Source organism: Pseudomonas sp. JS425 (genome assembly GCF_018223845.1).
Classification (GTDB): domain Bacteria; phylum Pseudomonadota; class Gammaproteobacteria; order Pseudomonadales; family Pseudomonadaceae; genus Aquipseudomonas; species Aquipseudomonas asiatica.
Genome location: NZ_CP073661.1, coordinates 4,195,556 through 4,217,747, shown reverse-complemented (window position 1 = coordinate 4,217,747; position 22,192 = coordinate 4,195,556). Strand labels below are relative to the sequence as shown.

Annotated in this window: 22 protein-coding genes; 10 read left to right on the top strand and 12 right to left on the bottom strand. The window is 62.9% G+C overall.

Going from position 1 to position 22,192, the window contains the following annotated elements:
* Positions 1-41: 41 nt before the first annotated feature.
* Positions 42-1,205 (top strand): ATP-binding protein, encoded by a 1,164-nt coding sequence (locus KDB76_RS19615; RefSeq protein WP_023661223.1) that lies wholly within the window; start codon positions 42-44, stop codon positions 1,203-1,205.
* Positions 1,206-1,399: 194 nt separating this feature from the next.
* Here KDB76_RS19615 and KDB76_RS19610 read toward each other — a convergent pair whose 3' ends face one another.
* The 9 genes from KDB76_RS19610 to gloB all read right to left on the bottom strand — a co-directional run bounded on the left by KDB76_RS19610 (position 1,400) and on the right by gloB (position 12,411).
* Positions 1,400-1,663, bottom strand: coding sequence for a DUF3077 domain-containing protein (locus KDB76_RS19610; RefSeq protein ID WP_013973407.1), 264 nt, complete (start codon positions 1,661-1,663; stop codon positions 1,400-1,402).
* A gap of 156 nt (positions 1,664-1,819) precedes the next feature.
* Positions 1,820-2,062 carry a hypothetical protein gene (locus KDB76_RS19605; RefSeq protein WP_013973406.1) on the bottom strand — a complete coding sequence of 81 codons (243 nt, stop codon included), beginning with the start codon at positions 2,060-2,062 and terminating at the stop codon, positions 1,820-1,822.
* A gap of 389 nt (positions 2,063-2,451) precedes the next feature.
* Entirely contained in the window at positions 2,452-4,062 is a 1,611-nt protein-coding gene (locus KDB76_RS19600; protein WP_038409989.1) for an ABC transporter ATP-binding protein, read from the bottom strand.
* A gap of 1 nt (position 4,063) precedes the next feature.
* Positions 4,064-5,083 carry an ABC transporter permease gene (locus KDB76_RS19595; RefSeq protein WP_013973404.1) on the bottom strand — a complete coding sequence of 340 codons (1,020 nt, stop codon included), beginning with the start codon at positions 5,081-5,083 and terminating at the stop codon, positions 4,064-4,066.
* A gap of 1 nt (position 5,084) precedes the next feature.
* Entirely contained in the window at positions 5,085-6,158 is a 1,074-nt protein-coding gene (locus KDB76_RS19590; RefSeq protein WP_009686399.1) for a microcin C ABC transporter permease YejB, read from the bottom strand.
* Between the two features lies 1 nt (position 6,159).
* Positions 6,160-7,995: an extracellular solute-binding protein gene (locus KDB76_RS19585; RefSeq protein ID WP_038409988.1), complete on the bottom strand. Its 1,836-nt coding sequence runs from the start codon at positions 7,993-7,995 to the stop codon at positions 6,160-6,162.
* Positions 7,992-9,821, bottom strand: coding sequence for an extracellular solute-binding protein (locus KDB76_RS19580; protein ID WP_200873960.1), 1,830 nt, complete (start codon positions 9,819-9,821; stop codon positions 7,992-7,994). Before KDB76_RS19580 ends, KDB76_RS19585 begins: the two co-directional genes overlap by 4 nt.
* 279 nt (positions 9,822-10,100) lie before the next feature.
* Positions 10,101-11,531, bottom strand: coding sequence for a lytic transglycosylase domain-containing protein (locus KDB76_RS19575; protein WP_013973401.1), 1,431 nt, complete (start codon positions 11,529-11,531; stop codon positions 10,101-10,103).
* A gap of 100 nt (positions 11,532-11,631) precedes the next feature.
* Positions 11,632-12,411, bottom strand: a complete 780-nt coding sequence (gloB, locus tag KDB76_RS19570) for a hydroxyacylglutathione hydrolase (RefSeq protein ID WP_023662560.1) — start codon at positions 12,409-12,411, stop codon at positions 11,632-11,634.
* A gap of 85 nt (positions 12,412-12,496) precedes the next feature.
* On the opposite strand from gloB, the gene KDB76_RS19565 reads away from it, so the two are divergent.
* The 4 genes from KDB76_RS19565 (at position 12,497) to KDB76_RS19550 (ending at position 16,929) form a co-directional block, all read left to right on the top strand.
* On the top strand, positions 12,497-13,270 hold the full coding sequence (locus KDB76_RS19565; protein WP_013973399.1) for a methyltransferase domain-containing protein: 774 nt from the start codon (positions 12,497-12,499) through the stop codon (positions 13,268-13,270).
* Between the two features lie 13 nt (positions 13,271-13,283).
* Positions 13,284-13,730 carry a ribonuclease HI gene (gene rnhA, locus KDB76_RS19560; protein ID WP_003261021.1) on the top strand — a complete coding sequence of 149 codons (447 nt, stop codon included), beginning with the start codon at positions 13,284-13,286 and terminating at the stop codon, positions 13,728-13,730.
* Between the two features lie 51 nt (positions 13,731-13,781).
* Complete coding sequence (gene dnaQ / locus KDB76_RS19555; RefSeq protein WP_013973398.1) at positions 13,782-14,540, top strand: DNA polymerase III subunit epsilon; 759 nt, start codon at positions 13,782-13,784, stop codon at positions 14,538-14,540.
* A 139-nt stretch (positions 14,541-14,679) separates the two neighbouring features.
* Positions 14,680-16,929 (top strand): Orn/Lys/Arg decarboxylase N-terminal domain-containing protein, encoded by a 2,250-nt coding sequence (locus KDB76_RS19550; RefSeq protein ID WP_024087408.1) that lies wholly within the window; start codon positions 14,680-14,682, stop codon positions 16,927-16,929.
* Here KDB76_RS19550 and KDB76_RS19545 read toward each other — a convergent pair.
* A complete protein-coding gene (locus KDB76_RS19545) occupies positions 16,913-17,131 on the bottom strand; it encodes a hypothetical protein (protein WP_003261019.1) in 219 nt (72 codons plus the stop codon). The genes KDB76_RS19550 and KDB76_RS19545 overlap by 17 nt on opposite strands.
* Positions 17,132-17,287: 156 nt before the next feature.
* On the opposite strand from KDB76_RS19545, the gene chrR reads away from it, so the two are divergent.
* Complete coding sequence (gene chrR / locus KDB76_RS19540) at positions 17,288-17,848, top strand: class I chromate reductase ChrR (RefSeq protein WP_038409986.1); 561 nt, start codon at positions 17,288-17,290, stop codon at positions 17,846-17,848.
* Positions 17,849-18,019: 171 nt separating this feature from the next.
* On the opposite strand, the gene KDB76_RS19535 is transcribed toward chrR, so the two are convergent.
* Positions 18,020-20,092, bottom strand: a complete 2,073-nt coding sequence (locus KDB76_RS19535; RefSeq protein ID WP_038409985.1) for a TonB-dependent receptor — start codon at positions 20,090-20,092, stop codon at positions 18,020-18,022.
* Positions 20,093-20,312: 220 nt separating this feature from the next.
* On the opposite strand from KDB76_RS19535, the gene KDB76_RS19530 reads away from it, so the two are divergent.
* Genes KDB76_RS19530 through KDB76_RS19520 form a run of 3 tightly spaced genes read left to right on the top strand, consistent with a single transcriptional unit; the run spans position 20,313 to position 21,275 of the window.
* Complete coding sequence (locus KDB76_RS19530; RefSeq protein WP_003261017.1) at positions 20,313-20,561, top strand: helix-turn-helix domain-containing protein; 249 nt, start codon at positions 20,313-20,315, stop codon at positions 20,559-20,561.
* A gap of 11 nt (positions 20,562-20,572) precedes the next feature.
* Positions 20,573-20,920, top strand: coding sequence for a head completion/stabilization protein (locus KDB76_RS19525; protein WP_013973394.1), 348 nt, complete (start codon positions 20,573-20,575; stop codon positions 20,918-20,920).
* The gene (locus KDB76_RS19520) at positions 20,913-21,275 is read left to right on the top strand and encodes a hypothetical protein (RefSeq protein WP_013973393.1); all 363 of its coding nucleotides are present in this window, start codon (positions 20,913-20,915) and stop codon (positions 21,273-21,275) included. Before KDB76_RS19525 ends, KDB76_RS19520 begins: the two co-directional genes overlap by 8 nt.
* Here KDB76_RS19520 and KDB76_RS19515 read toward each other — a convergent pair.
* Complete coding sequence (locus KDB76_RS19515) at positions 21,272-21,664, bottom strand: helix-turn-helix domain-containing protein (RefSeq protein WP_003261013.1); 393 nt, start codon at positions 21,662-21,664, stop codon at positions 21,272-21,274. The genes KDB76_RS19520 and KDB76_RS19515 overlap by 4 nt on opposite strands.
* Positions 21,665-21,864: 200 nt before the next feature.
* Between KDB76_RS19515 and KDB76_RS19510 the strand changes: the two genes are divergently transcribed.
* Positions 21,865-22,128 (top strand): ogr/Delta-like zinc finger family protein, encoded by a 264-nt coding sequence (locus KDB76_RS19510; RefSeq protein WP_023662582.1) that lies wholly within the window; start codon positions 21,865-21,867, stop codon positions 22,126-22,128.
* The last annotated feature ends 64 nt before the right edge of the window (positions 22,129-22,192 follow it).

The window sequence follows — 22,192 nt, the reverse complement described above, 5'->3', positions numbered from 1 at the left end:
CTGCCAATAATTATTGTTATTCAATAATTTCGGATAAAGCCATGATCGACATCTTCCCGCGCCGTGAACTGGCTGCCGACATGGCCAGGCAGCTGTTGAAACCGTCTGCCCTGGATATCGGCTTGAGATCAGGGCTATTTTTCTCCGGGCTGCGCAGGACTGGCAAAACCACCTTTTTAAAGAACGACTTGATCCCTGCCCTGGAGGAAATGGGTGCATTGGTGATCTATGTCGACCTCTGGAGTGATACCCAGACCAGCCCGGTCGTGCTGGTCCTCGCCGCAGTGCGTAAAGCCCTTGCTGATCTTCAGAAACCTACCTCGGCTTTCTTGCAGAAACTCAAGGCCCTGCGTGGCGCGGAGGTCGAAGTGGCTGGGCTGAAGTTTGGCTTCAACCTGGAAACCTTGGGCACAGAGGGCGGTGTCACACTTGCGGAAGCGCTGACCGAGGTTGTGGACCAGGCCAGGACTGACGTCGTGCTGGTCGTCGACGAGGTGCAGCAGGCAATCACAACCGAGGACGGCCAACAGATGATGCTGGCGCTCAAGGCTGCGCGCGATGCCATCAATCCGCGCCCGAACACGCCAGGGCACTTCCTGTTCATCGGTACTGGCTCTCACCGGGCGATGGTCAACGAGTTGACCGCGCGGCGTAACCAGGCTTTTGCCGGTGCCACAAACGTGCCGTATCCGGTGCTGGACAGGGACTATGTCGAATTCTGGCTCAAGCGGCTCGCAAAAGATGGCCTGGGCAACTTGCCGTCGCTGGATGTCGCGGCACAGGCATTCAAAACGCTGGGCAGCAGGCCCGAGGAGTTCATTCGTGCACTTCGGCAGTTGGTTCACTCACCTGCGTCCGGGATGGGGCCGGATGAGGTGCTGCCGGTAATCGCATCAACGCTGCGGTCGGCTGCTGCTGACCTGGAGCTGATGAAAGTAGAGGAGCTGGGCGTCCTGGCTGAAGCGATTTTTGCCCGGATCGCATCGGTCGAGGGCGATGCGCGTGGGGTGTTCTCCAACGAAGCGGCGGCGGAGTATTCGAAGTCTGTGGGGCGTGAAGTGCGTGTCGAAGAGATACAGCCGGTTGCAAACGAACTGCTGGCCGCTAACCTGATCATGCGTCGGGGGCATGGGCTCTATGGGGTGACCGACCCCTTTGTACAGGAGATCTGGCGCGAGCGGCAGGAGTTGTTGGGCCGGCTCTGAGCTGCATCTACGTAGGCCAGCTGGCGCCGGCCTCCCGGGGTGTGCAATCTCTCGCGGGGACGGCCTTGTGTCGCGAAACGGCCGCAGGGCGGCCCCCAGATTTCTGCATGAAAGCATAAATCGCCGGGGCTGCTTTGCAGCCCTTTGGCGACACGAGACCGCTCCCATATGTGCGTTATGGCCTGTGATGCCAATCAGCGCATCATGCCCAGCTCGGCATCATCCATCAGCGCCTTGGCCATCGCACTCAGGTAGTGGGCAGCCCAGATCATCATCGGCTTTTCATCCATCAGGCCGGTGATGGTCAGTTCGCGTACATAGCCCATCAGCTCCGAAGATTGCTCGCGGGCATCGCGGCAGGGAATGCCGGGCTCGATGCGGAACAGTGGGTGGGTGCCGTGTTCGCCTTGGTAGAACGTGGTTTTACCGACAGTGAATTGGGTGTCTTCTGTGGTCATTTTTGAATCCCCTGAAAATTCTCGACTGCCTGGACGTGCCCTTTCGCGGGTGAACCCGCTCCCACAGGTACTGCATCTACCTCAAGGCCTGTGGAGATACTGTGGGAGCGGGTTTACCCGCGAAGAGGCCAGCCCAGACAACGTAACACTAAAGCCTCAGTGCAAAGTCCGAGGCTCAGCGGGCATTTGCACCTGAACCAGTGCCGACTCAAGCAAAGTCCGAAGCGCCTCCAGCTCATGCATCGAGGTCATCATCAGGATCGAAGCCGGCGATTTGGGCTGCAGTAGCAAGGCCTGATGCACCACGGTGGCCGCGCATAGCGCGTAGTCGGTGGCCTGGATCAGGGTGTCTTCGAGGGAATGGGTATCGTGGGGTGGATCGGGGACCATCTTCAACATCGCATAGTACCTTTGGTGGGGCTTCCACCTGGCTGCTGTCAAACAGTTGGGTGGCAGCTGTACATGGGTTGACAGACCGGCGGACTATGCAAGTTCCGGCGCACGCGAACGTGCCCCATGTACAGCCGCCAAAACAGGCGAGCCGTGTGCATATACCGTTACGGCCTGTCAAAGCCGTGTCGTTGATGAGCAACGACGTGCTGAGACAGAGTGCTGCCAGAGCAGCCGCAACGGAAAACACGCGGCAGGAGTATGTTTGGGAAATGGCCTACAAGGAAGCGGATAAGTCTGTTTTTTACCTCGCCGAAAGCGGGCCGCTTTGCGGCCCATCGCCGGCAAGCCAGCTCCCACAGGGATAGCGCATGGCTTGAAGCCGGCGCGGTCAAAAGCTAACTAGCCGCATCCACTTCCAAGAACGCCGCCTCCAGCAACTGCCGGGTATACGGATGCTGCGGCGCATGGAAGATCGCCTGCGCATCCCCTTGTTCCACCACATGCCCATGCTTGATCACCATCAACTGGTGGCTCAACGCCTTGACCACCGCCAGGTCATGGCTGATGAACAGGTAGGTCAGGTTGTATTTCTGCTGCAGATTGCGCAGCAATTCCACTACCTGCCGCTGCACCGTGCGGTCCAGCGCCGACGTAGGTTCATCCAGCAGGATCAGCGCCGGCTTCAATACCAACGCCCGGGCAATGGCAATGCGCTGGCGCTGCCCACCGGAAAACTCGTGCGGATAGCGATGCCGCGTGCGTGGGTCCAGCCCCACTTCCTCCAAGGCCGCAATAATTGCCGCTTCCTGTTCCTGCGCCGTACCGATGCGGTGGATGCGCAACCCTTCGCCGACAATGTCCTCCACGCACATGCGCGGGCTCAGGCTGCCGAACGGGTCCTGAAACACCACCTGCATTTCACGGCGCAACGGGCGCACGGCCTTCTGGTTCAGCCCTTCCAGATCCTGCCCATGAAAGCGAATGCCGCCCTGGCTGGAGATCAGCCGCAAGATCGCCAAACCCAAAGTCGACTTGCCCGACCCGGACTCGCCGACAATCCCCAGCGTCTGCCCTTGCGGCAAGCTGAAGTTGATCCCGTCCACCGCCTTCACATGGTCGACCGTGCGCCGTAGCAGGCCCTTCTTGATCGGGAACCACACCTTGAGGTCATCCACCTCCAGCAATGGCGCGCCCACCGGGTTGTGCGCCGGCAGCCCGCTGGGTTCGGCATTGATCAGCATCTGCGTGTAGTGGTGCTGCGGTGCGCTGAACAACCTGGCGCATTCGGCCTGCTCGACAATCTGCCCGTGCTGCATCACGCACACACGGTGGGCGATGCGTCGCACCAGGTTCAGGTCATGGCTGATCAGCAGCAGGGCCATGCCCAGACGCGCCTGCAGTTCCTTGAGCAGTTCGAGAATCTTCAACTGCACAGTTACGTCCAGCGCCGTGGTCGGCTCATCCGCAATCAGCAGTTCGGGCTCGTTGGCCAGGGCCATGGCGATCATCACCCGCTGGCGCTGCCCGCCCGACAGCTCATGGGGCAAAGCCTTCAGACGCTTGCGTGGCTCGGGAATGCCGACCATCTCCAGCAGCTCCAGGGTGCGCGCCGTGGCCTCCTTGCCGGTCAGGCCCTTGTGCAGCAGGAGGATTTCGTTGATCTGCTTCTCGATGCAGTGCAGCGGGTTAAGCGAGGTCATCGGCTCCTGGAAGATCATTGCAATGCGGTTGCCGCGAATGCGCTGCATGGTCTTCTCGTTCTGCTGCAGCAGGTCCTTGCCCTCGTAGCGGATGCTGCCGCTGGGGTGGCGGGCCAGGGGGTAGGGCAGCAGGCGCAGGAGCGAATGCGCGGTGACCGATTTGCCCGAGCCACTCTCGCCCACCAGTGCCAGCGTCTCACCCTTGCGGATGTCGAAGCTGATGCCGTTCACAACGCGGTGGGCCTGGTCCCCGGTGACGAACTCCACCGCCAGGTCGCGCACTTCGATCAGGTTCTGTTCACTCATGTCACTTCCTCGGGTCGAAGGCATCGCGGGCGGATTCGCCGATGAACACCAGCAGGCTCAGCATCAGCGCCAGCACGGCGAAGGCGCTGATGCCCAGCCATGGGGCCTGCAGGTTGGACTTGCCCTGGGCCACCAGCTCGCCCAGCGACGGTGCGCCCGGCGGCAGGCCGAAACCAAGGAAGTCCAGGGCGGTGAGGGTGCCGATGGCGCCGGTGAGAATGAATGGCATGAAGGTCATGGTCGAGATCATGGCGTTGGGCAGGATATGCCGGTACATGATCGCGCCATTGCGCATGCCCAGGGCGCGGGCGGCACGTACGTATTCCAGGTTGCGCCCGCGCAGGAACTCGGCGCGCACCACGTCCACCAGGCTCATCCACGAGAACAGCAGCATGATGCCCAGCAACCACCAGAAGTTGGGTTGCACGAAACTGGCGAGGATGATCAGCAGGTACAGCACCGGCAGGCCCGACCAGACTTCCAGGAAACGTTGCCCGGCCAGGTCGACCCAGCCGCCATAGAAGCCCTGCAAGGCGCCGGCGATCACGCCGACGATGGAGCTGAGCAGGGTCAGCGTCAGGGCGAACAGCACGGAAATGCGGAAGCCGTAGATCACCCGTGCCAGCACGTCGCGGCCCTGGTCGTCGGTGCCCAGCCAGTTGTCCGCCGATGGCGGGGCCGGGGCGGGTACGCGTAGGTCGTAGTTGATGCTCTGGTAGCTGAACGGGATCGGTGCCCACAGCACGAAGCTGTCTTTCTTCTCCAGCAGTTCGCGGATGTACGGGCTCTTGTAGTTGGCTTCCAGCGGGAATTCGCCGCCGAAGGTGGTTTCCGGGTAGCGCTTGAACGCCGGGAAGTACCATTCGCCGTCGTAGCGCACGGCAATCGGCTTGTCGTTGGCGATCAGCTCGGCGCCCAGGCTCAGGCCGAACAGGATAAGGAACAGCCACAGCGACCACCAGCCACGGCGGTTGGCCTTGAAGCGCTCGAAGCGCCGGCGGTTGAGGGGGGACAAGGCCATGTCAGTGCTCCCGGCTGGCGAAGTCGATGCGTGGATCGACCAGGGTGTAGGTCAGGTCGCCGATCAGTTTCACCACCAGCCCCAGCAGGGTGAAGATGAACAGGGTGCCGAAGACCACCGGGTAGTCACGGTTGATGGCCGCCTCGAAACTCATCAGGCCGAGGCCGTCGAGGCTGAAGATCACTTCGATCAGCAAGGAACCGGTGAAGAAGATGCCGATGAACGCCGAAGGGAAACCGGCAATCACCAGAAGCATGGCGTTACGGAATACATGGCCGTAGAGCACCCGTGGTCGGCTCAGGCCCTTGGCCTTGGCGGTGACCACGTATTGCTTGTTGATCTCGTCGAGGAAGCTGTTCTTGGTCAGCAAGGTCATGGTGGCGAAGTTGCCGATGACCAGCGCGGTGATCGGCAGCACCAGGTGCCAGAAGTAGTCCAGCACCTTACCGGTGGTGCTCAGTTCGTCGAAGTTGTTGGAGGTGAGGCCGCGCAGCGGGAACCAGTCGAAGTAGCTGCCGCCGGCGAACAGCACGATCAGCAGGATGGCGAACAGGAACGCCGGGATGGCGTAGCCGACGATGATCGCCGAACTGGTCCACACGTCGAAATGGCTGCCGTGGCGCACGGCCTTGGCGATGCCCAGCGGGATCGACACCAGGTACATGATCAGCGTGCTCCACAGCCCCAGCGAAATCGACACAGGCATCTTCTCGATGATCAGGTCGATAACCTTGGCATCGCGGAAGAAGCTGTCGCCGAAGTCCAGCCGGGCGTAGTTCTTGATCATGATCCACAGGCGCTCGGGCGGCGACTTGTCGAAGCCGTACATGCGTTCGATCTCGGCGATCAGTGCCGGGTCCAGGCCCTGGGCGCCACGGTAGTTGGAGCCGGCCACGGACACTTCGGCACCGCCACCGGCAATGCGGCTGGTGGCGCCTTCGAAACCTTCGAGCTTGGCGATCATCTGCTCGACCGGGCCGCCGGGGGCGGCCTGGACGATGATGAAGTTGATGATCAGGATGCCGAACAGGGTCGGGATGATCAGCAGCAGGCGGCGCAGGATGTAGGCCAGCATGTTATTCGGCCTCGTCCGCAGTGGTTTCGCTGACGGCCGGGGTTACGCCGGGCTTGATCCACCAGGTGTCGATGCCGATGTCGTACTTGGGCGAGACGTCCGGGTGGCCGATGTGGTTCCAGTAGGCCACGCGCCAGGTCTTGATGTGCCAGTTGGGGATCACGTAGTAGCCCCACAGCAGCACGCGGTCGAGGGCCCGGCAGTGGTCGATCAGGCTCTGCCGCGAATCGGCATTGATCAGCTGTTCCACCAGCTGGTCGATGGCCGGGTCGCGCAGGCCGATGAAGTTGCGGCTGCCGGGGTTGTCGGCGGCGGCACTGGACCAGAACTCGCGCTGCTCGTTACCCGGCGAGTTGGACTGCGGGTAGCCACCGACGATCATGTCGTAGTCGCGCGAGCGCAGGCGGGTGATGTACTGGGACACGTCGACCCGGCGGATGTTCAGGTCGATGCCAAGGTCGGCGAGGTTGCGTTTGAACGGCAGCAGGATGCGTTCGAACTCGGTCTGTGCCAGCAGGAACTCGATGCTCACCGGCTTGCCCTGGGCGTCGACCATCTTGTCATCGACGATTTTCCAGCCGGCTTCCTGCAGCAGCTTGTAGGCCTGGCGCTGCTGTTCGCGGATCATGCCGCTGCCGTCGCTGACCGGGTTGCGGAAGGCTTCGCTGAATACCTGCTCGGGGACCTTGCCACGTAGCGGTTCGAGGATTTTCAGTTCGCTGGGGCTGGGCAGGCCGCGGGCGGCCATTTCCGAGTTTTCGAAGTAGCTGCCGGTGCGGGTGTAGGCACCGTTGAACAGCTGCTTGTTGGTCCACTCGTAGTCCAGCAGCAGGCTCAGCGCCTGGCGCACGCGCACGTCCTGGAACACCGGTCGGCGGATGTTGAAGATGAAGCCCTGCATGCCCGTGGGGTTGCCGTTGGGCAACTCTTCCTTGATCAGGCGGCCATCGCGCACGGCGGGTACGTTGTAGGCGGTGGCCCAGTTCTTCGCGCTGACTTCCAGCGCATAGTCGAACGCCCCGGCCTTGAGTGCTTCCAGGGCGACGGTGGTGTCGCGGTAGGAGTCGAAGGTCATGACGTCGAAGTTGTAGAAGCCGCGGTTGAGCGGCAGGTCCTTGGCCCAGTAGTCCTTGACCCGCTCGTAGCGCACCGAGCGCCCGGCCTTGACCTCGGCAACCTTGTAAGGGCCGCTGCCCAGCGGGATTTCCAGGTTGCCGCGGTTGAACTCGCGGCTTTCGTACCAGTGCTTGGGCAGTACCGGCAGCTGGCCGAGAATCAGCGGCAGCTCGCGGTTGTTCTTGTGCTTGAAGGTGAACAGCACCGTCAGCGGGTCTTCGGCGACCACTTCAGCGACGTCGGCATAGTACTGGCGGTACAGCGGCGCGCCGTCCTTGATCAGGGCATTGAAGGTGAACACCACGTCGTCGGCGCGCATCGGGTGGCCGTCGTGGAAGCGTGCCTCGGGGCGCAGGTAGAAGCGCACCCAGCTGTTGTCCGGGGCTTTTTCGATCTTGCCGGCCACCAGGCCGTACTCGGTGAACGGCTCGTCCTGGCTCTGGCGCATCAGGGTGTCGTAGATGCTGCCGATGTTCTCGGCCGGCACACCCTTGTTGATGAACGGGTTGAGGCTGTCGAAGCCGCCGAAGCTGGACTGGCGGAAGGTGCCACCCTTGGGTGCGTCAGGGTTGACGTAGGCAAAGTGCTTGAAGTCGGCGGGGTATTTTGGGGGCTCGTCGTACAGGGTGAGCGCGTGTTGCGGTGCGGCCAGGGCGGGAAGGCTCAGGCAGGCAAGCAACAGGCTGCCGGCCAACCGGCGCAGTCGGTGCGTTGGCGTCATTGGGCTTTCTCCGAAGTCTTGATCCACCAGCTGTTCAGCCCAAGGGTGTAGGGCGGCGTGGTGACGAAGGCGAACCGGTTGCGGTAGGCCAGGCGATGATTGTCGAGGTACCAGTTGGGGATCATGTAGTACTGCCATGAGAGCACGCGGTCCAGGGCGCGGGCGGCGGCGACCTGGTCATCTCGGGTGCGGGCGGCCAGCAGGGTGTCGAGCAGATGGTCGACCACCGGGTCCTTGACCCCAGCATAGTTCTTGCTGCCCTTGGTGGTTGCCTGGCTAGAGTGGAAGTACAGCCACTGTTCGAGGCCCGGGCTCAGGGTCTGGTTCAGGGTCATCAGAATCATGTCGAAATCGAACTGGTCCAGGCGTTGTTTGTACTGGGCGCGGTCCACGGTACGCAAGCGCGCATCGATGCCGATGCTGGCCAGGTTTTCGACATAAGGTTGCAGGATGCGTTCAAGGTTGGGGTTTACCAGCAGCAGTTCCATGCGCAGCTGCTGGCCCTTGCTGTCGACCAGACGTTGGCCGTTCAGCTTCCAGCCGGCCTCGGCGAGCAGGCCGAGGGCCTGACGCAGGGTCTGGCGGTTGATGCCACGGCCATCGGTATGGCTGACCTTGTAGGGTTCGCTGAACAGGCTGGCCGGCAACTGGTCACGAAACGGTGCCAGCAACAGCCATTCCTTGCCGGTGGGCAGGCCGGTGGCGGCGAATTCGCTGTTGGGGTAGTAGCTGGTCGAGCGGCGGTAGGCACCGCTGAACAGCGCGCGGTTGGTCCACTCGAAGTCGAGCATCAGCCCCAGTGCCTGGCGTACCCGTGGGTCGCTGAAGGTGGCCCGGCGGCTGTTCATGAACAGGCCTTGGGTTTGCGTGGGGATGCGGTGCGGGATCTGCGCCTTGATCACCTCGCCCCGGCGCACGGCCGGGAAGTTGTAGCCGTTGGCCCAGTTCTTCGCCTGGTGCTCGATATAGATGTCGAACTCGCCAGCCTTGAACGCTTCGAAGGCGACCGTGGCGTCGCGGTAGAACTCGTATTCCACGCGGTTGAAGTTGTATTTGCCACGGTTCACCGCCAGGTCCTTGCCCCAGTAGTTCTTCACCCGTTCGAACACCAGCCGGCGCCCAGGCTGGACCTGGGTGATGCGGTAAGGGCCGCTGCCCAGTGGAGGCTCGAAGGTGGTGGCCTTGAAGTCACGCTTTTGCCAGTAGTGCTTGGGCAGCACCGGCATTTCGCCCAGGCGCAGGAGCAGCAGCGGGTTGCCGGCGCGCTTGAATACGAAGCGGATGCGCAGCGGGCCAAGGATGTCCACCCGCTGCACTTCCTGCAGGTTGGTGCGGTAGATCGGGTGGCCATCCTTGAGCAGCGTGCGGTAGGAGAAGGCCACGTCTGCCGAGGTGATCGGCTTGCCGTCATGCCAGCGGGCCTCCGGGCGCAGGTTGAACACCACCCAGCTGCGGTCCTCGCTGTACTCCACCGAGCGGGCGATCAGGCCGTAGCTGGAGGTCGGTTCGTCGCCGGACGGGTCGTACTGGCCGGTGCCGACCATCAGCGGCTCGTTCAGCTCGCTGATGCCGTACTGCTGGAAATTGGGCGTGGTAATCGGGCTCGACCCCTTGAAGGTGTAGGGGTTGAGGGTGTCGAAGGTTCCGAAAGCCATCGCCCGCAAGGTGCCGCCCTTGGGCGCTTGCGGGTTGACCCAGTCGAAATGGGTGAATGTGGCTGGGTACTTGAGCGTGCCGAACTGCGCGTATCCGTGGCTTTCGCTCACCATCGCGGCTGCGGGAAAGCTCAAGGCCAGGCTGAGAGACAGCAGGAGGGGACGTATCAAGTCGGCATCCGATCCAGAGGCGTTGGGCTTTGATCGGGGTACAGTAACAGCTTGGTGGGGTTGGAAAAAGAGAGGTTTTGAAGGTGGGGCAAGTGGTTCAGCCAGTTGCCGGTCGCTGCGGGTGACGCGGTACCTGTGGGAGCGGCCTTGCGTCGCGAAAGGGCTGCATGGCAGCCCCGGCAGTTTACGCGGCGAAGCTGAAATCCTGGGGCCGCTTCGCGCCCCTTTCGCGACACAAGGCCGCTCCCACAGGGCCGCGCAAAGACCCCGGGCTTCGTATCAATGCGAGAGGTAGACGGTCAGGGTCTGGCCTGGCTTCAGGGCATGGCCGCTGCGCGGGTTCCAGCGCTTGAGGTGTTTCATTTCCACGTTGAAGCGCTTGGCCACCAGGTACAGCGAATCGCCTTTGCGTACCTTGTACTGCGTGGAGCGCTGCCCGGAGGCGGCTACCCGATTGCCAGCAGCGCTCGGCGCGCTGCCGCCGCGCAGGGCCAGAACCTGGCCAGCGCGCACGTTGTTGCCGGAGAGACGGTTCCAGCGCTTGATGTCCTTGACCGAAACGCGGTTGGCCTTGGCGATGGCGCCCAGGTTGTCGCCGCGCTTGACCCGGTAGCTGCGCGCCGCCACAGGGGCCTTGGCTTCGGCCACGGCGCGGGCGAATACGGCCTTGTTCGGCTGCAGGCTGACCAGCTGCTCGGGTTTGAGGTTGGACAGGCTGTCGCTCAGCAGCTGCGCCTTGGCAGTGGGTACCAGCAGCTGCTGCGGGCCGTCCACGGTCATGCGCTTCTTGAATGCCGGGTTGAGCTGGATCAGCTCGTCCTCGTCGATGTTGGCGAAGGCCGCTACCCGCGACAGGTCCAGGCGGTCGTTGATGGCCACCGCCTCGAAGTAGGGTTCGTTGGCGATCGGGTTCAGGTTCACGCCATAGGCTTGCGGCGTGAGTACCACCTGCGACAGGGCCAGCAGCTTGGGCACGTAGTCGCGGGTTTCCTGCGGCAGCGGCAGGTTCCAGTAGTCGGTGGGCAGGCCGAGCCGCTCGTTGCGCTCTATGGCTCGGCTGACCGTGCCTTCGCCGGCGTTGTAGGCAGCCAGGGCCAGCAACCAGTCGCCGTTGAACATGTCGTGCAGGCGGCTGAGGTAGTCCAGTGCGGCGTTGGTCGAGGCGGTCACGTCGCGACGGCCATCGTAGAAGTTGGTCTGGCGCAGGTTGAAGTGACGACCGGTGGACGGAATGAACTGCCACATGCCCGCGGCATGGGCGCGCGAGTAGGCCATCGGGTTGTAGGCGCTTTCGATGGCTGGCAGCAGGGCCAGCTCCAGCGGCATGTCGCGTTCTTCGAGGCGCTCGACGATGTAGTGCAGGTAGAGGCTGCCACGCTCGCCGGCGCTTTCGATGAAGCTTGGATTGCTGGCGAACCACAGGCGCTGCTGTTCGATGCGCGGGTTGACGTCGATGTTGTCCTGCAGGGCGAAGCCCTGGCGCATGCGTTCCCACACGTCCTGCGGTGCCTGTTCGGCCGGCTTTACCAGCAGCGGTGAAGGCTTGTGCTTGATCCGCGCCTGGTAGTTGTGCGCGCGAACGCTATCGGATTCGTCGAGCTGACGGGTGCTCTGGCAGCCCACCAAAGTGGCGGCCAGGGCCAGCGCACTGATTTGGGCCAGGCGCGTCAGGGCGACGGAATGAGAGGTTCTGCGGCTACGTGAAGACATCGGCTGACACAGGTTTCCGGGCGAAAAATTTCGGCGATTCTAGAAACCGCTCCGGGCCTGGTCAACCTTTGACCATCGCTTGCGATATATCTTGAGGTTATCAGAAGGTGTCCTTCCAAGACCTCAAGGCAGCAAAAACAGCGACATGCGAGGGGTTTGAATGTCCCTTCCATTCGTCTGCTTTTTGTTTAACTAATGTTTCAGAGGTGCGCAGGAAGGGGTTGGTCAGACGCTCCAGACCGATCGTTGATGGCAATGTGATGCGATTGTCGGCACGCAAACGGGTAACGTCCTCGAACCGCTGCTGAACGTGCGGGTTCTCGGGCTCCACCGCCTTGGCGAAACGCAGGTTGCTAAGGGTGTATTCGTGGGCGCAGTACACCTCGGTCTGCTCTGGCAGGGCTGCCAGGCGGGCGAGGGCTGGCTGCATCTGTTCGGGGGTGCCTTCGAACATGCGCCCGCAACCGGCGGCGAACAGCGTGTCGCCACTGAACAGCACCGGCGTTGCCGGCTGGTCGCTGAACAAGGCGATGTGCCCCAGGGTATGGCCGGGCACGGCCAGCACTTGGAAGGTCACGCCCAGCACGGTCACCTGGTCACCTTCGTCCAGCGCCAGGTCACGGCAGGGAATGCGCTCGTGGGCCGGGCCGCAGACCCGCGCGCCGGTCAGTTGCTTGAGCCGTTCCACGCCGCCGACGTGGTCGTTGTGGTGGTGGGTGACCAGGATGTCGCTCAGTTCCCAGCCGGGGTTGGCCGACAGCCAGCGTTCCACTGGGCCGGCGTCACCCGGATCGACCACCGCGCAGCGGCGTTTGGCAGTATCCTGTAACAACCAGATGTAGTTGTCGGAGAAAGCGGGGAGAGCATCGATCTGTATCATGGTGCGGATCCGATTCGCCTAGCGTGGCACATGAAGGCATCTTATCCGCGATGGCGCGGTGCGAGAACCTTCGAGGGAGAGCGCAATGACCGACCAAGCCTTTGCCCAGGCCGACCCGGACTGGGTCAAGCTGATCAGCCTGGCCCGTGAGTGGTTCAACGGCCCACTCGGCCAACTGATGCTCAGGGAGGAGGAAAAACTGCTGGAAGAAGAGCTCGGGCGCTTCTTCGGGGGTTACCTTGTGCACTACGGGCCCTGCGCCGAGCCACCGCCCAGCGCGCCCCAGGTGCAGCGCAACGTGCGCCTCGGTGCGCCGCTGCCGGGGGTGGAGATTGTCTGCGAGGAGCAGGCCTGGCCGCTGAGCGAGCACGCCGCCGACGTGGTGGTGCTGCAGCATGGCCTGGATTTCTGCCTTTCGCCCCACGGCCTGCTGCGCGAGGCGGCCAGCGCCGTGCGCCCTGGCGGGCACCTGCTGATCGTCGGGATCAACCCCTGGAGCAGCTGGGGCATGCGCCATTTCTTCAGCCATGGGGCCTTGCGCAAGGCCCGTTGCATCTCGCCGTCACGGGTGGGCGACTGGCTCAACCTGCTGGGCTTCGCGCTGGAGAAACGCCGCTTCGGGTGCTATCGTCCGCCGCTTGCCTCACCGGCCTGGCAGCAGCGCCTGGCGGGCTGGGAACGGGTGGCTGGCGGCTGGCAGAGTTCCGGTGGCGGTGTGTACCTGCTGGTAGCACGCAAGATGGTGGTGGGCCTGCGGCCGTTGCGCCAGGAGCGTCGCGAGCCGATGGGCAAGCTGCTGCCGCTGCCCCTGGCCAAGGTCAACCGCACGGCGGCCAACCCGGATACTGAAAAGCACTGAACATGAGTGGTACATGAGCGAAAGCGTCGAGATGTTTACCGATGGTGCCTGCAAGGGCAACCCTGGCCCTGGCGGCTGGGGCGTCCTTATGATCTACAAGGGCGTCGAGAAGGAACTGTGGGGCGGCGAACGCGAAACCACCAACAACCGCATGGAACTGATGGCCGCGATCCAGGGCTTGATGGCGCTGAAGCGCGAATGCGAAGTGGTGCTGACCACCGACTCGCAGTACGTGATGAAGGGCATCAACGAATGGATGACCAACTGGAAGAAGCGCGGCTGGAAAACCGCGGCCAAGGAGCCGGTGAAGAACGCCGACCTGTGGCAGCAGCTGGATGAGCAGGTCAACCGCCACAAGGTGACCTGGAAGTGGGTGCGCGGGCATATCGGCCACCCCGGCAACGAACGCGCCGACCAGCTGGCCAACCGTGGGGTCGATGAAGTGCGCGCCAAGCGTTGAGCTGGGGTACAATTCCGGCCTTTGTAACTGATGCAAGTTGGAGCGCCCCGCGTGGAGCAGCAGCAAGATAAACGGTTCGTCATTCTCGATACCGAAACCACGGGTATGCCGGTCAGCGAAGGCCACCGGATCATCGAGATCGGCTGTGTCGAGGTCATCGGCCGGCGCCTGACCGGGCGGCACTTCCACGTCTACCTGCAGCCAGACCGCGAGAGTGACGAGGGCGCCATCAACGTCCACGGCATCACCGATGCCTTCCTGGTCGGCAAGCCACGCTTTGGCGATGTCGCAGAGGAGTTCTTCGAGTTCATCCAGGGCGCTACGCTGGTCATCCACAACGCGGCGTTCGACGTTGGCTTCATCAACAACGAATTTGCCTTGCTGGGCCAGCAGGACCGCGCGGACATTTCGCAGCACTGCACCATCCTCGACACCCTGCTGCTGGCGCGCGCGCGCCACCCGGGGCAGCGCAACAGCCTGGATGCGCTGTGCAAACGCTACGATATCGACAACTCGGGCCGTGAGCTGCATGGCGCATTGCTCGACTCGGAATTGCTGGCTGACGTCTACCTGGCAATGACCGGTGGCCAGACCAGCCTGTCGCTGGCCGCGCATGGGGCAGAAGCCGGGGATGAAGGGACGGGTGCTGGTGGCAGCGAGATTCGCCGTATTACCGGGCGTGTGCCCGGGCGGGTGATCATGGCCAGTGCCGAGGAGCTGGAGGCGCATGCCGAGCGCCTGGCGGCCATTGCCAAGTCGGCGGGTGGGCCATCCATGTGGCAGGCTCTGACCGAGACACCTGTTGGTTGATCTTTCGCCTGCTCCGGCCCTTTCGCGGGTGAACCCGCTCCTACAGATCCTGCGCATGTCTTGAAGGCGATGCCGGCCCTGACCACACAGGTTCTACTACCCTGAAATGGACGCCATGTCCTTCGGAGGTAGCCACCTGATGTACAAGGACCTCAAGTTCCCCATCCTCATCGTGCACCGCGCCATCAAGGTTGACAGCGTCGCTGGCGAGCGTGTGCGGGGCATCGCCGAGGAACTGCGCCAGGACGGCTTTGCCATCCTCGCCGCCGCCGACCATGCCGAGGCCTGCCTTGTCGCTGCCACCCACCATGGCCTGGCCTGCATGCTGATTGCCGCCGAGGGCGTCGGCGAGAATACCCACCTGCTGCAGAACATGGCCGAGCTGATCCGCCTGGCCCGCCTGCGCGCCCCCAACCTGCCGATTTTCGCCTTGGGCGAACAGGTGACCCTGGAAAACGCCCCCGCCGAAGCCATGAGCGAGCTCAACCAGTTGCGGGGCATCCTCTACCTGTTCGAAGACACCGTGCCGTTTCTTGCGCGCCAGGTGGCGCGTGCCGCACATATCTACCTGGACGGCCTGCTGCCGCCGTTCTTCAAGGCCCTGGTGCAGCACACCGCGCAGTCCAATTATTCCTGGCACACCCCGGGGCACGGCGGCGGCGTGGCCTATCGCAAAAGCCCAGTGGGCCAGGCCTTTCACCAGTTCTTCGGGGAAAACACCCTACGCTCGGACCTGTCCGTTTCCGTGCCCGAGCTGGGCTCGCTGCTCGATCACACCGGCCCCTTGGCCGAAGCCGAAGCCAGGGCTGCGCGCAACTTTGGCGCCGACCACACCTTTTTCGTCATCAACGGCACCTCCACGGCCAACAAGATCGTCTGGCACGCCATGGTCGGCCGCGACGACCTGGTGCTGGTGGACCGCAACTGCCACAAGTCGGTGGTGCATGCGATCATCATGACCGGTGCCATTCCCCTCTATTTGTGCCCCGAGCGCAACGAACTCGGGATCATCGGCCCGATCCCGCTCAGCGAGTTCAGCCCCGAGGCGATCCAGGCGAAGATCCAGGCCAACCCTCTTGCCCGCGATCGCGGGCAGCGCATCAAGCTGGCGGTGGTGACCAACTCCACCTACGACGGCCTGTGCTACCACGCCGGGCTGATCAAGCAGACCCTGGGCGCCAGTGTCGAGGTGCTGCACTTCGACGAAGCCTGGTTCGCCTATGCGGCATTCCACGAGTTCTTTACCGGGCGCTATGCCATGGGCACGGCCTGCGCGGCAGACAGCCCGCTGGTGATCAGCACCCATTCCACCCACAAGCTGCTGGCCGCGTTCAGCCAGGCCTCGATGATTCATGTGCAGGACGGGGCCAGGCGCCAGCTGGACCGTGACCGCTTCAACGAAGCGTTCATGATGCACATCTCGACCTCGCCGCAGTACAGCATCCTCGCTTCGCTGGACGTGGCCTCGACCATGATGGAAGGCCCGGCCGGGCGTTCGCTGCTGCAAGAAATGTTCGACGAGGCGCTGAGCTTTCGCCGTGCCCTGGCCAACCTGCGCGAGCACATCGCCGCCGACGACTGGTGGTTCAGCATCTGGCAGCCGCCGAGCGCCGAAGGCATCCACCGCCTGGCGGCGCAGGACTGGCTGCTGCAGCCGGGGGCGGAGTGGCACGGCTTTGGCGAAGTGGCGGACGACTATGTGCTGCTCGACCCGCTGAAGGTGACCCTGGTGATGCCGGGCCTGAGCGCGGGCGGTGCACTGGGCGAGCATGGCATCCCGGCGGCAGTGGTCAGCAAGTTTCTCTGGGAGCGGGGGCTGGTGGTGGAGAAAACCGGCCTGTACAGCTTTCTGGTGCTGTTCTCCATGGGCATCACCAAGGGCAAGTGGAGCACCTTGCTCACCGAGTTGCTGGAGTTCAAGCGCCACTATGATGGCAATACCGCCCTGAGCAACTGCCTGCCGAGCGTGGTGGCTGCCGATGCCTCACGCTATCAGGGCATGGGCCTGCGCGACCTGTGCGACCAGTTGCATGGCTGCTACCGCGCCAATGCCACGGCCAAGCAACTGAAACGGTTGTTCACGCGCTTGCCGGAGGTAGCCGTGAGCCCGGCCCGGGCCTATGACCAGATGGTGCGCGGTGAGGTGGAGGCGGTGCCGATCGAGGCGCTGCTGGGGCGGGTGGCAGCGGTGATGCTGGTGCCGTACCCGCCTGGTATTCCATTGATCATGCCGGGGGAGCGGTTTACCGAGGCGACCCGCTCGATAGTCGATTACCTGGCCTTCGCCCGGGCGTTCAACCAGGGCTTCCCAGGTTTCGTCGCCGACGTGCACGGCCTGCAGAATGAAAGCGGCCGCTACACGGTGGACTGCATCAAGGAATGCGAATGATCTCGACGCCGCTGCGCGCCAGTTCGAAGCGGTTTTCACCCAGATGGTTGACCTTGTCGCCGATTGCCAGGCGATAGGTGGTGATGGGCGCGCCCAGCGTGCTGCCGTCGGTTTGCAGGGTCGACTCCTGGAACTCGTGCACGGGGTAGATGCGGCCTTCGGCGTCACGGGCGTGGAATTGGCCGACCATTACTGCTGCCATTTGGGTGGAAACCTCTGAATTGCGTGGGAAATGTCTGCAGGCATAGACCGTGTAACAGCGTCGGAAGTTTTCGCCCCGTGGAAAAAAAACCAAGGCGCCGAGGAACGGTCATCTATAACTACAACGTCCCTTTACTCAGCAAAGGTTGGAATTGCCATGAGCCAGGTGTATTCGGTAGCGGTTGTCGTCGGTAGCTTGCGCAAGGACTCCTACAACCGCAAGATCGCCCGCGCACTCTCGGAGCTGGCGCCGTCCAGCCTTGCCCTGAAGATCGTCGAGATTGGCGATTTGCCGCTGTACAACGAGGATGTCGAGGCCGAAGCAGCGCCGGAAGCGTGGAAGCGTTTTCGCGACGAGATCCGCCGCAGTGATGCGGTGCTGTTCGTCACCCCGGAGTACAACCGCTCGGTACCTGGCGGCCTGAAGAATGCCATCGACGTGGGCTCGCGGCCCTATGGGCAAAGCGCCTGGAGTGGCAAGCCGGCGGCGGTGGTCAGTGTGTCGCCTGGGGCCATTGGTGGCTTTGGCGCCAACCATGCCGTGCGCCAGTCGCTGGTGTTTCTGGACATGCCATGCATGCAGATGCCCGAGGCCTACATCGGTGGTGCGGCTAGCCTGTTCGAGGATTCGGGCAAGCTCAATGACAAGACCCGGCCGTTCTTGCAGGCGTTTATCGACAAGTTTGCTTCCTGGGTGAAGTTGAACAAGGCGGTTTGACCTGCCTTGAGCAATTATCGCTGAGCGCACGAACCCTGTAGGAGCGCCTTGTGTCGCGAAAGGGCTGCGCAGCAGCCCCAGGATTTCAGCTTCGCAACATAAATTGCCGGGGCTGCTGCGCAGCCCTTTCGCGACACAAGGCCGCTCCTACAAAAAGCTGTGCACAGCGGCCTAGCGGAAGCTGTAGGAAACCCCGGCATACACGGCAAAGCCTTCGCCCGGTGTCGAACGGGCTTTATCCAGGCCTGCATCGTCGTAGGTGGGGGGCACCGTCGCCGCATAGCGCTTGTTGGTCAGGTTGCGCAGGTCCAGCCAGGTCTGCCAGTCCTGCTTCGGTGAATCCCAGCCCAGGCGTGCGCCGAGCAAGGCATATTCATCGGCGTGGTAGCTGTTGGCGTAGTCAACCTGCACCTTCGACGCCATCTGCGTATTCACCCCGGCATAGAAGCCGCTCGGCCAGTCATAGCGCAACTCGGCCTGGTAGTAGTGCATCGGGATGCCCGGCAGGCGGTTGTCACCGAACTTGTCGTCATCGAGGTAGTGGAAATCACTGAAGGTATAGGCCTGTCGCAGGCTCAGCTTGCCAGTACCAGCGCGCTCCCAAAGGGTGCTGTCGAGGCCGGCTTCCACGCCCTGGTGCACGGTGGGGCTGGCGTTGAATTCCGAAGTGAAGTTGGGCACCACTTCCACGGCCAGCAGTTCATGGCGCACCTGCGAGTAGTACCAGGCCAGGTCCCAGCGGCCAACCGCCGAGTCGCCACGCGCGCCCAGCTCCAGGGTTGTGGCGGTCTGGTTCTGCATCTCGATCGGCTGGATTTGCTTGCCGCCTACGCTGGGCGAGCTCCAGATCAGCGACCACGGGTGTGGCGGCTCTACCGAGCGGCTCAGGTTGCCGTACACCTGCAGGTCCGGGCTGATGTCATAGCGCAGCCCCAGGCGTGGCGCGTAGTCCCAGTCATGCATGCTCACCTTGCCGCCCTCGGCGGGGTAAGTGACATCACTTTCACGGCGGGTATAGATCATCGCCAGGCCAGTGGTCAGCCACAGGTTCGGTACCAGCTCCAGGTCATTGCCCACATGCAGCACGGTGTCCGAACCCTGGTAGCTGAAGTCACGGGTGCGCTCTCCGAACACGTCGCCATTGCGGGTGAACTGCGAAGCACCGCTGTTGGGCAGGTGTTTGGTGGTGCGCCAGCCGACGGTGGTCTTGCTCTCGTGGCCGAACAGGGTGTCGCGACGGAAGTAGTTCAAGGTGCCGCTCACATCGGTATAGGCCACCTTCAGGCGCATCGGGCCTTCGCGCAGGTCCATCGGGTAGTCGTGGTAGACCAGGCCGGCCTCCAGGCGCGCATCGTCATCGAGGTAGAAGGTGGTCTTGTTGCCCACCCAGGTGCTCCCCGGCTGCGGGCGGCTGTCGTCGCGGGCCAGGTAGGCCGGGTTGGCCGCGCGTGGGTGATGCTTGATCTGCTCCTTGGTCAGGCGCCCGGCCAACTCGTTCTCGGTTTCCCGGTAGCGCAGGTAGAAGCGGGTTTCCAGGTTCGGGTTGAAGCGGTAGCCGACATTGGCCGCCACACCCTTGGCACTGCCGCTGCTGTGCGCCTGGTAGCCGTCATATTCCGAATCGGTCAGGGCCACGTAGTAGTCGAGGTTGCCCAGTACCTGCCCCGAGCTGATGTGCCGATGCTGGTAGCCGCGGCTGCCGACTTCGTAGCGCACCTGCAGCGGCGCGGCGTCGTAGCCGGTGTGGGTGACGTAGTTGATTGCACCGCCCAGGGCGAGGGAGCCCTGGTCGAAGCCGTTGGCGCCGCGCAGCACTTCGGCACGGCTCAGCCACAGCGGCTCGAACAGCTCGTAGGGCGTACCGCCCGGGCCGGTCAGGGGCAGGCCGTCGAACATCGTGTACACCCCGGAGCCATGGGCCCCCGGTGCGCGGTTGATGCCCGAACCGCGGATCGACAGTTTGATGCCATCGTTGCCCGCCGATTGCGCGAACACCCCGGGCTGGTAGGCCAGTACATCCTGGTTGCTGGCAACCCGGCCTTGCCCTACACGCTGCATGTCCACCAGGTTGCTTGCCCCCGGCACTTCGTGCAGGCGTTCGCTGGCTGCGGTCAGGTCGTTCTGCTCCTCATCGGTGATCAGCACCTGGCCCAACTCGACCGAAGGTGCCGCCAGGGCGGGCTGGGAGGCAGCGAAAGCAGCCAGCAGGCCGAGGCAGGATGGTGGGGGCAAAACGCAACGCATTGTACGACTCCAGGCGAAAGGCGAATGGACAACGGCGTTGAGACGAGCGAAATGCCGCTTGGAGCACGAGGAAAGTCGACAAATATCGCGCAACCTTCGTCAGACGGTTTTGTACGAAAGTTCTTTACAAGCCGCAGCGATGGAGCTGGGCGACCCGCGCTTCGTAAGGTGATTGCAGACCGGCAGCGATGCCTCGCTCAATCACCCGTGGAGTTCAAACATGACTGACAACGCACGACATTCGCAGCAACCCCTGGCGGACGCCCCGGTTCGCCTGACGCCACGTGAACGGCAAGTGCTGTTGTGGTGTGCCTACGGAAAGAGCTCGTGGGAGATTGGCCAGATCCTGGAATGCAAGGAATCGACGGTGAACTTCCATGTGTCGAACATCCTGCGCAAATTCGATGTGCCCACACGGGTGGCTGCAGTGATCAAGGCCATCCGTTACGGCATGCTGGCCGAGCAGTGAGGGGATGAAGCATGGGCAACGATCCTCGGTTACGGCGTTATGCCGATTGCCATGACCCCTTCTGGCCACGGGTAGACCTGGACAGGCTGCGTGAGCGCCTGAACCTGAAGCGGCCTGTCAGTGAGGCTGTGCTGGAAGTGGCCGCACGCTGCGCTGCCATCGACGCGGCACGCGAATTCGCGCGCTGGCGCGCGGTGTTGCGAGAGCGGGGCTACAAGCGCCTCGAGGATGTGGCCGGGCATGACCACGGGCGTGCATTGCAGGTGTGCTACATCCGCTTTGTCGAAGCCGCGGTCATGCGTAACCTGGGCTCGACCGCCTACCTGCCCGCCGCACACCGAGGGGCTGCCCATGAGTGAAAAATCTGTTGTCGACAGCCTGGCCCCGGCGCTGGTGGAGTTGCTGGGCGTGGATGGCAATGTCCTGTTCGCCGCGCTGCTGGGGGCTTTGTTGGTGAGCGCGGCGCGTGACCGGTTGATCACCAACAAGGCCAGGCGCCTGACGCTGGGCAAGAAACTCTTGCTGGTGTTCGTGACCGTGGGGGTTGGTCACCTGTTCGAGCCGCTGGTTTCGTCACTGGTGCCCTTGCTGAGCCGTGGCATGGCGGGGTTCGTGGCTGCCGTGGTGGTGATCCCCATCAGCCTCAAGGTGATGGTCTGGCTGGATACGCTGGACCCGCGTGAACTCATCCAGCGCTGGCGCCGCCGGGGCTAGCCGCTGGCGGCATTGGGCGAGCGACTGGTCAGCGCGCTCAATTGCCGCTCCAGCTGCTGGATGCGTTGCTTGTCCTGAACCAGCAGGAGAACGGCTTGGCGATCGGCAAGCGACAGGGTGCGCAGGCGCGCGAGCATGTCCTGTTCCCAGCCTTCGTCGTCCAGGCCTGCGCGATGTCGTTCGGGTTCACCCAGCAGAAGCCAGTCCAGTGAGCATGCATACTGCCTGGCGATGTCTATGCAAAGTGAATAAGGAATGCTGTCGCGCACCTTCCAGCTGCTCAATGTCTGCGGGCTGATCGAGAGCGCTCTGGACAGCTCAGCGTCAGATTCCGTAGCGGTCAGAAGCTTCAGCCTCGTCAGCACCGAAGCAAGTACGTGGGTACTCATAACTAATATCCATGACTGGTTTAATGATATTCCATGGGCTTAAACTACTCGTTATGAATACAGCCCTGCGTTTTAAGGAGCATTCCTGCAATGAGAAGCATCAAACTGAAGAATACACCTATATATGCAGCCAATACTGACAAAACCGGACGACTATTCTCACAGAAGGTAAGCCCGAACAATGCTTGCAGGTACTTGCCGTGAGTACATACAAGCTGGTTTGCCCGCATTGCCACAGCCGGATGCGTATACGCACCAGTGAAGGGCGTCATATTTTCCTGCGGATCGCCTATTTGCAATGCACCAACGAGGCCTGTGGCTGGTCGGTGCGTGCCGAGTTCGAGATGACCCATGAGCTCTCGCCCAGCGGCATGCCCAACCCGGAAGTGTACCTGCCTTCGGCCAACGGTGATTTACGCAAGGCAGCGCTGCCGGGGGCCGTCCAGGACAATCCTGGTGAATAAGCCTTCATGCTCACGGATAAAAGCGTGCAGATAAAAAAACACCCCGCATAAGCGGGGTGTCTTG

Coding starts and splice junctions, on each gene's coding strand:
- KDB76_RS19535 (WP_038409985.1), bottom strand. CDS start 20,092: ATGCGTTGCGTTTTGCCCCCACCATCCTGCCTCGGCCTGCTGGCTGCT.
- gloB (WP_023662560.1), bottom strand. CDS start 12,411: ATGATACAGATCGATGCTCTCCCCGCTTTCTCCGACAACTACATCTGG.
- KDB76_RS19530 (WP_003261017.1), top strand. CDS start 20,313: ATGACTGACAACGCACGACATTCGCAGCAACCCCTGGCGGACGCCCCG.
- KDB76_RS19600 (WP_038409989.1), bottom strand. CDS start 4,062: ATGAGTGAACAGAACCTGATCGAAGTGCGCGACCTGGCGGTGGAGTTC.
- KDB76_RS19550 (WP_024087408.1), top strand. CDS start 14,680: ATGTACAAGGACCTCAAGTTCCCCATCCTCATCGTGCACCGCGCCATC.
- KDB76_RS19515 (WP_003261013.1), bottom strand. CDS start 21,664: ATGAGTACCCACGTACTTGCTTCGGTGCTGACGAGGCTGAAGCTTCTG.
- KDB76_RS19545 (WP_003261019.1), bottom strand. CDS start 17,131: ATGGCAGCAGTAATGGTCGGCCAATTCCACGCCCGTGACGCCGAAGGC.
- KDB76_RS19565 (WP_013973399.1), top strand. CDS start 12,497: ATGACCGACCAAGCCTTTGCCCAGGCCGACCCGGACTGGGTCAAGCTG.
- KDB76_RS19525 (WP_013973394.1), top strand. CDS start 20,573: ATGGGCAACGATCCTCGGTTACGGCGTTATGCCGATTGCCATGACCCC.
- KDB76_RS19590 (WP_009686399.1), bottom strand. CDS start 6,158: ATGCTGGCCTACATCCTGCGCCGCCTGCTGCTGATCATCCCGACCCTG.
- KDB76_RS19520 (WP_013973393.1), top strand. CDS start 20,913: ATGAGTGAAAAATCTGTTGTCGACAGCCTGGCCCCGGCGCTGGTGGAG.
- KDB76_RS19595 (WP_013973404.1), bottom strand. CDS start 5,083: ATGGCCTTGTCCCCCCTCAACCGCCGGCGCTTCGAGCGCTTCAAGGCC.
- chrR (WP_038409986.1), top strand. CDS start 17,288: ATGAGCCAGGTGTATTCGGTAGCGGTTGTCGTCGGTAGCTTGCGCAAG.
- KDB76_RS19575 (WP_013973401.1), bottom strand. CDS start 11,531: ATGTCTTCACGTAGCCGCAGAACCTCTCATTCCGTCGCCCTGACGCGC.
- rnhA (WP_003261021.1), top strand. CDS start 13,284: ATGAGCGAAAGCGTCGAGATGTTTACCGATGGTGCCTGCAAGGGCAAC.
- KDB76_RS19610 (WP_013973407.1), bottom strand. CDS start 1,663: ATGACCACAGAAGACACCCAATTCACTGTCGGTAAAACCACGTTCTAC.
- KDB76_RS19615 (WP_023661223.1), top strand. CDS start 42: ATGATCGACATCTTCCCGCGCCGTGAACTGGCTGCCGACATGGCCAGG.
- KDB76_RS19605 (WP_013973406.1), bottom strand. CDS start 2,062: ATGTTGAAGATGGTCCCCGATCCACCCCACGATACCCATTCCCTCGAA.
- KDB76_RS19585 (WP_038409988.1), bottom strand. CDS start 7,995: ATGACGCCAACGCACCGACTGCGCCGGTTGGCCGGCAGCCTGTTGCTT.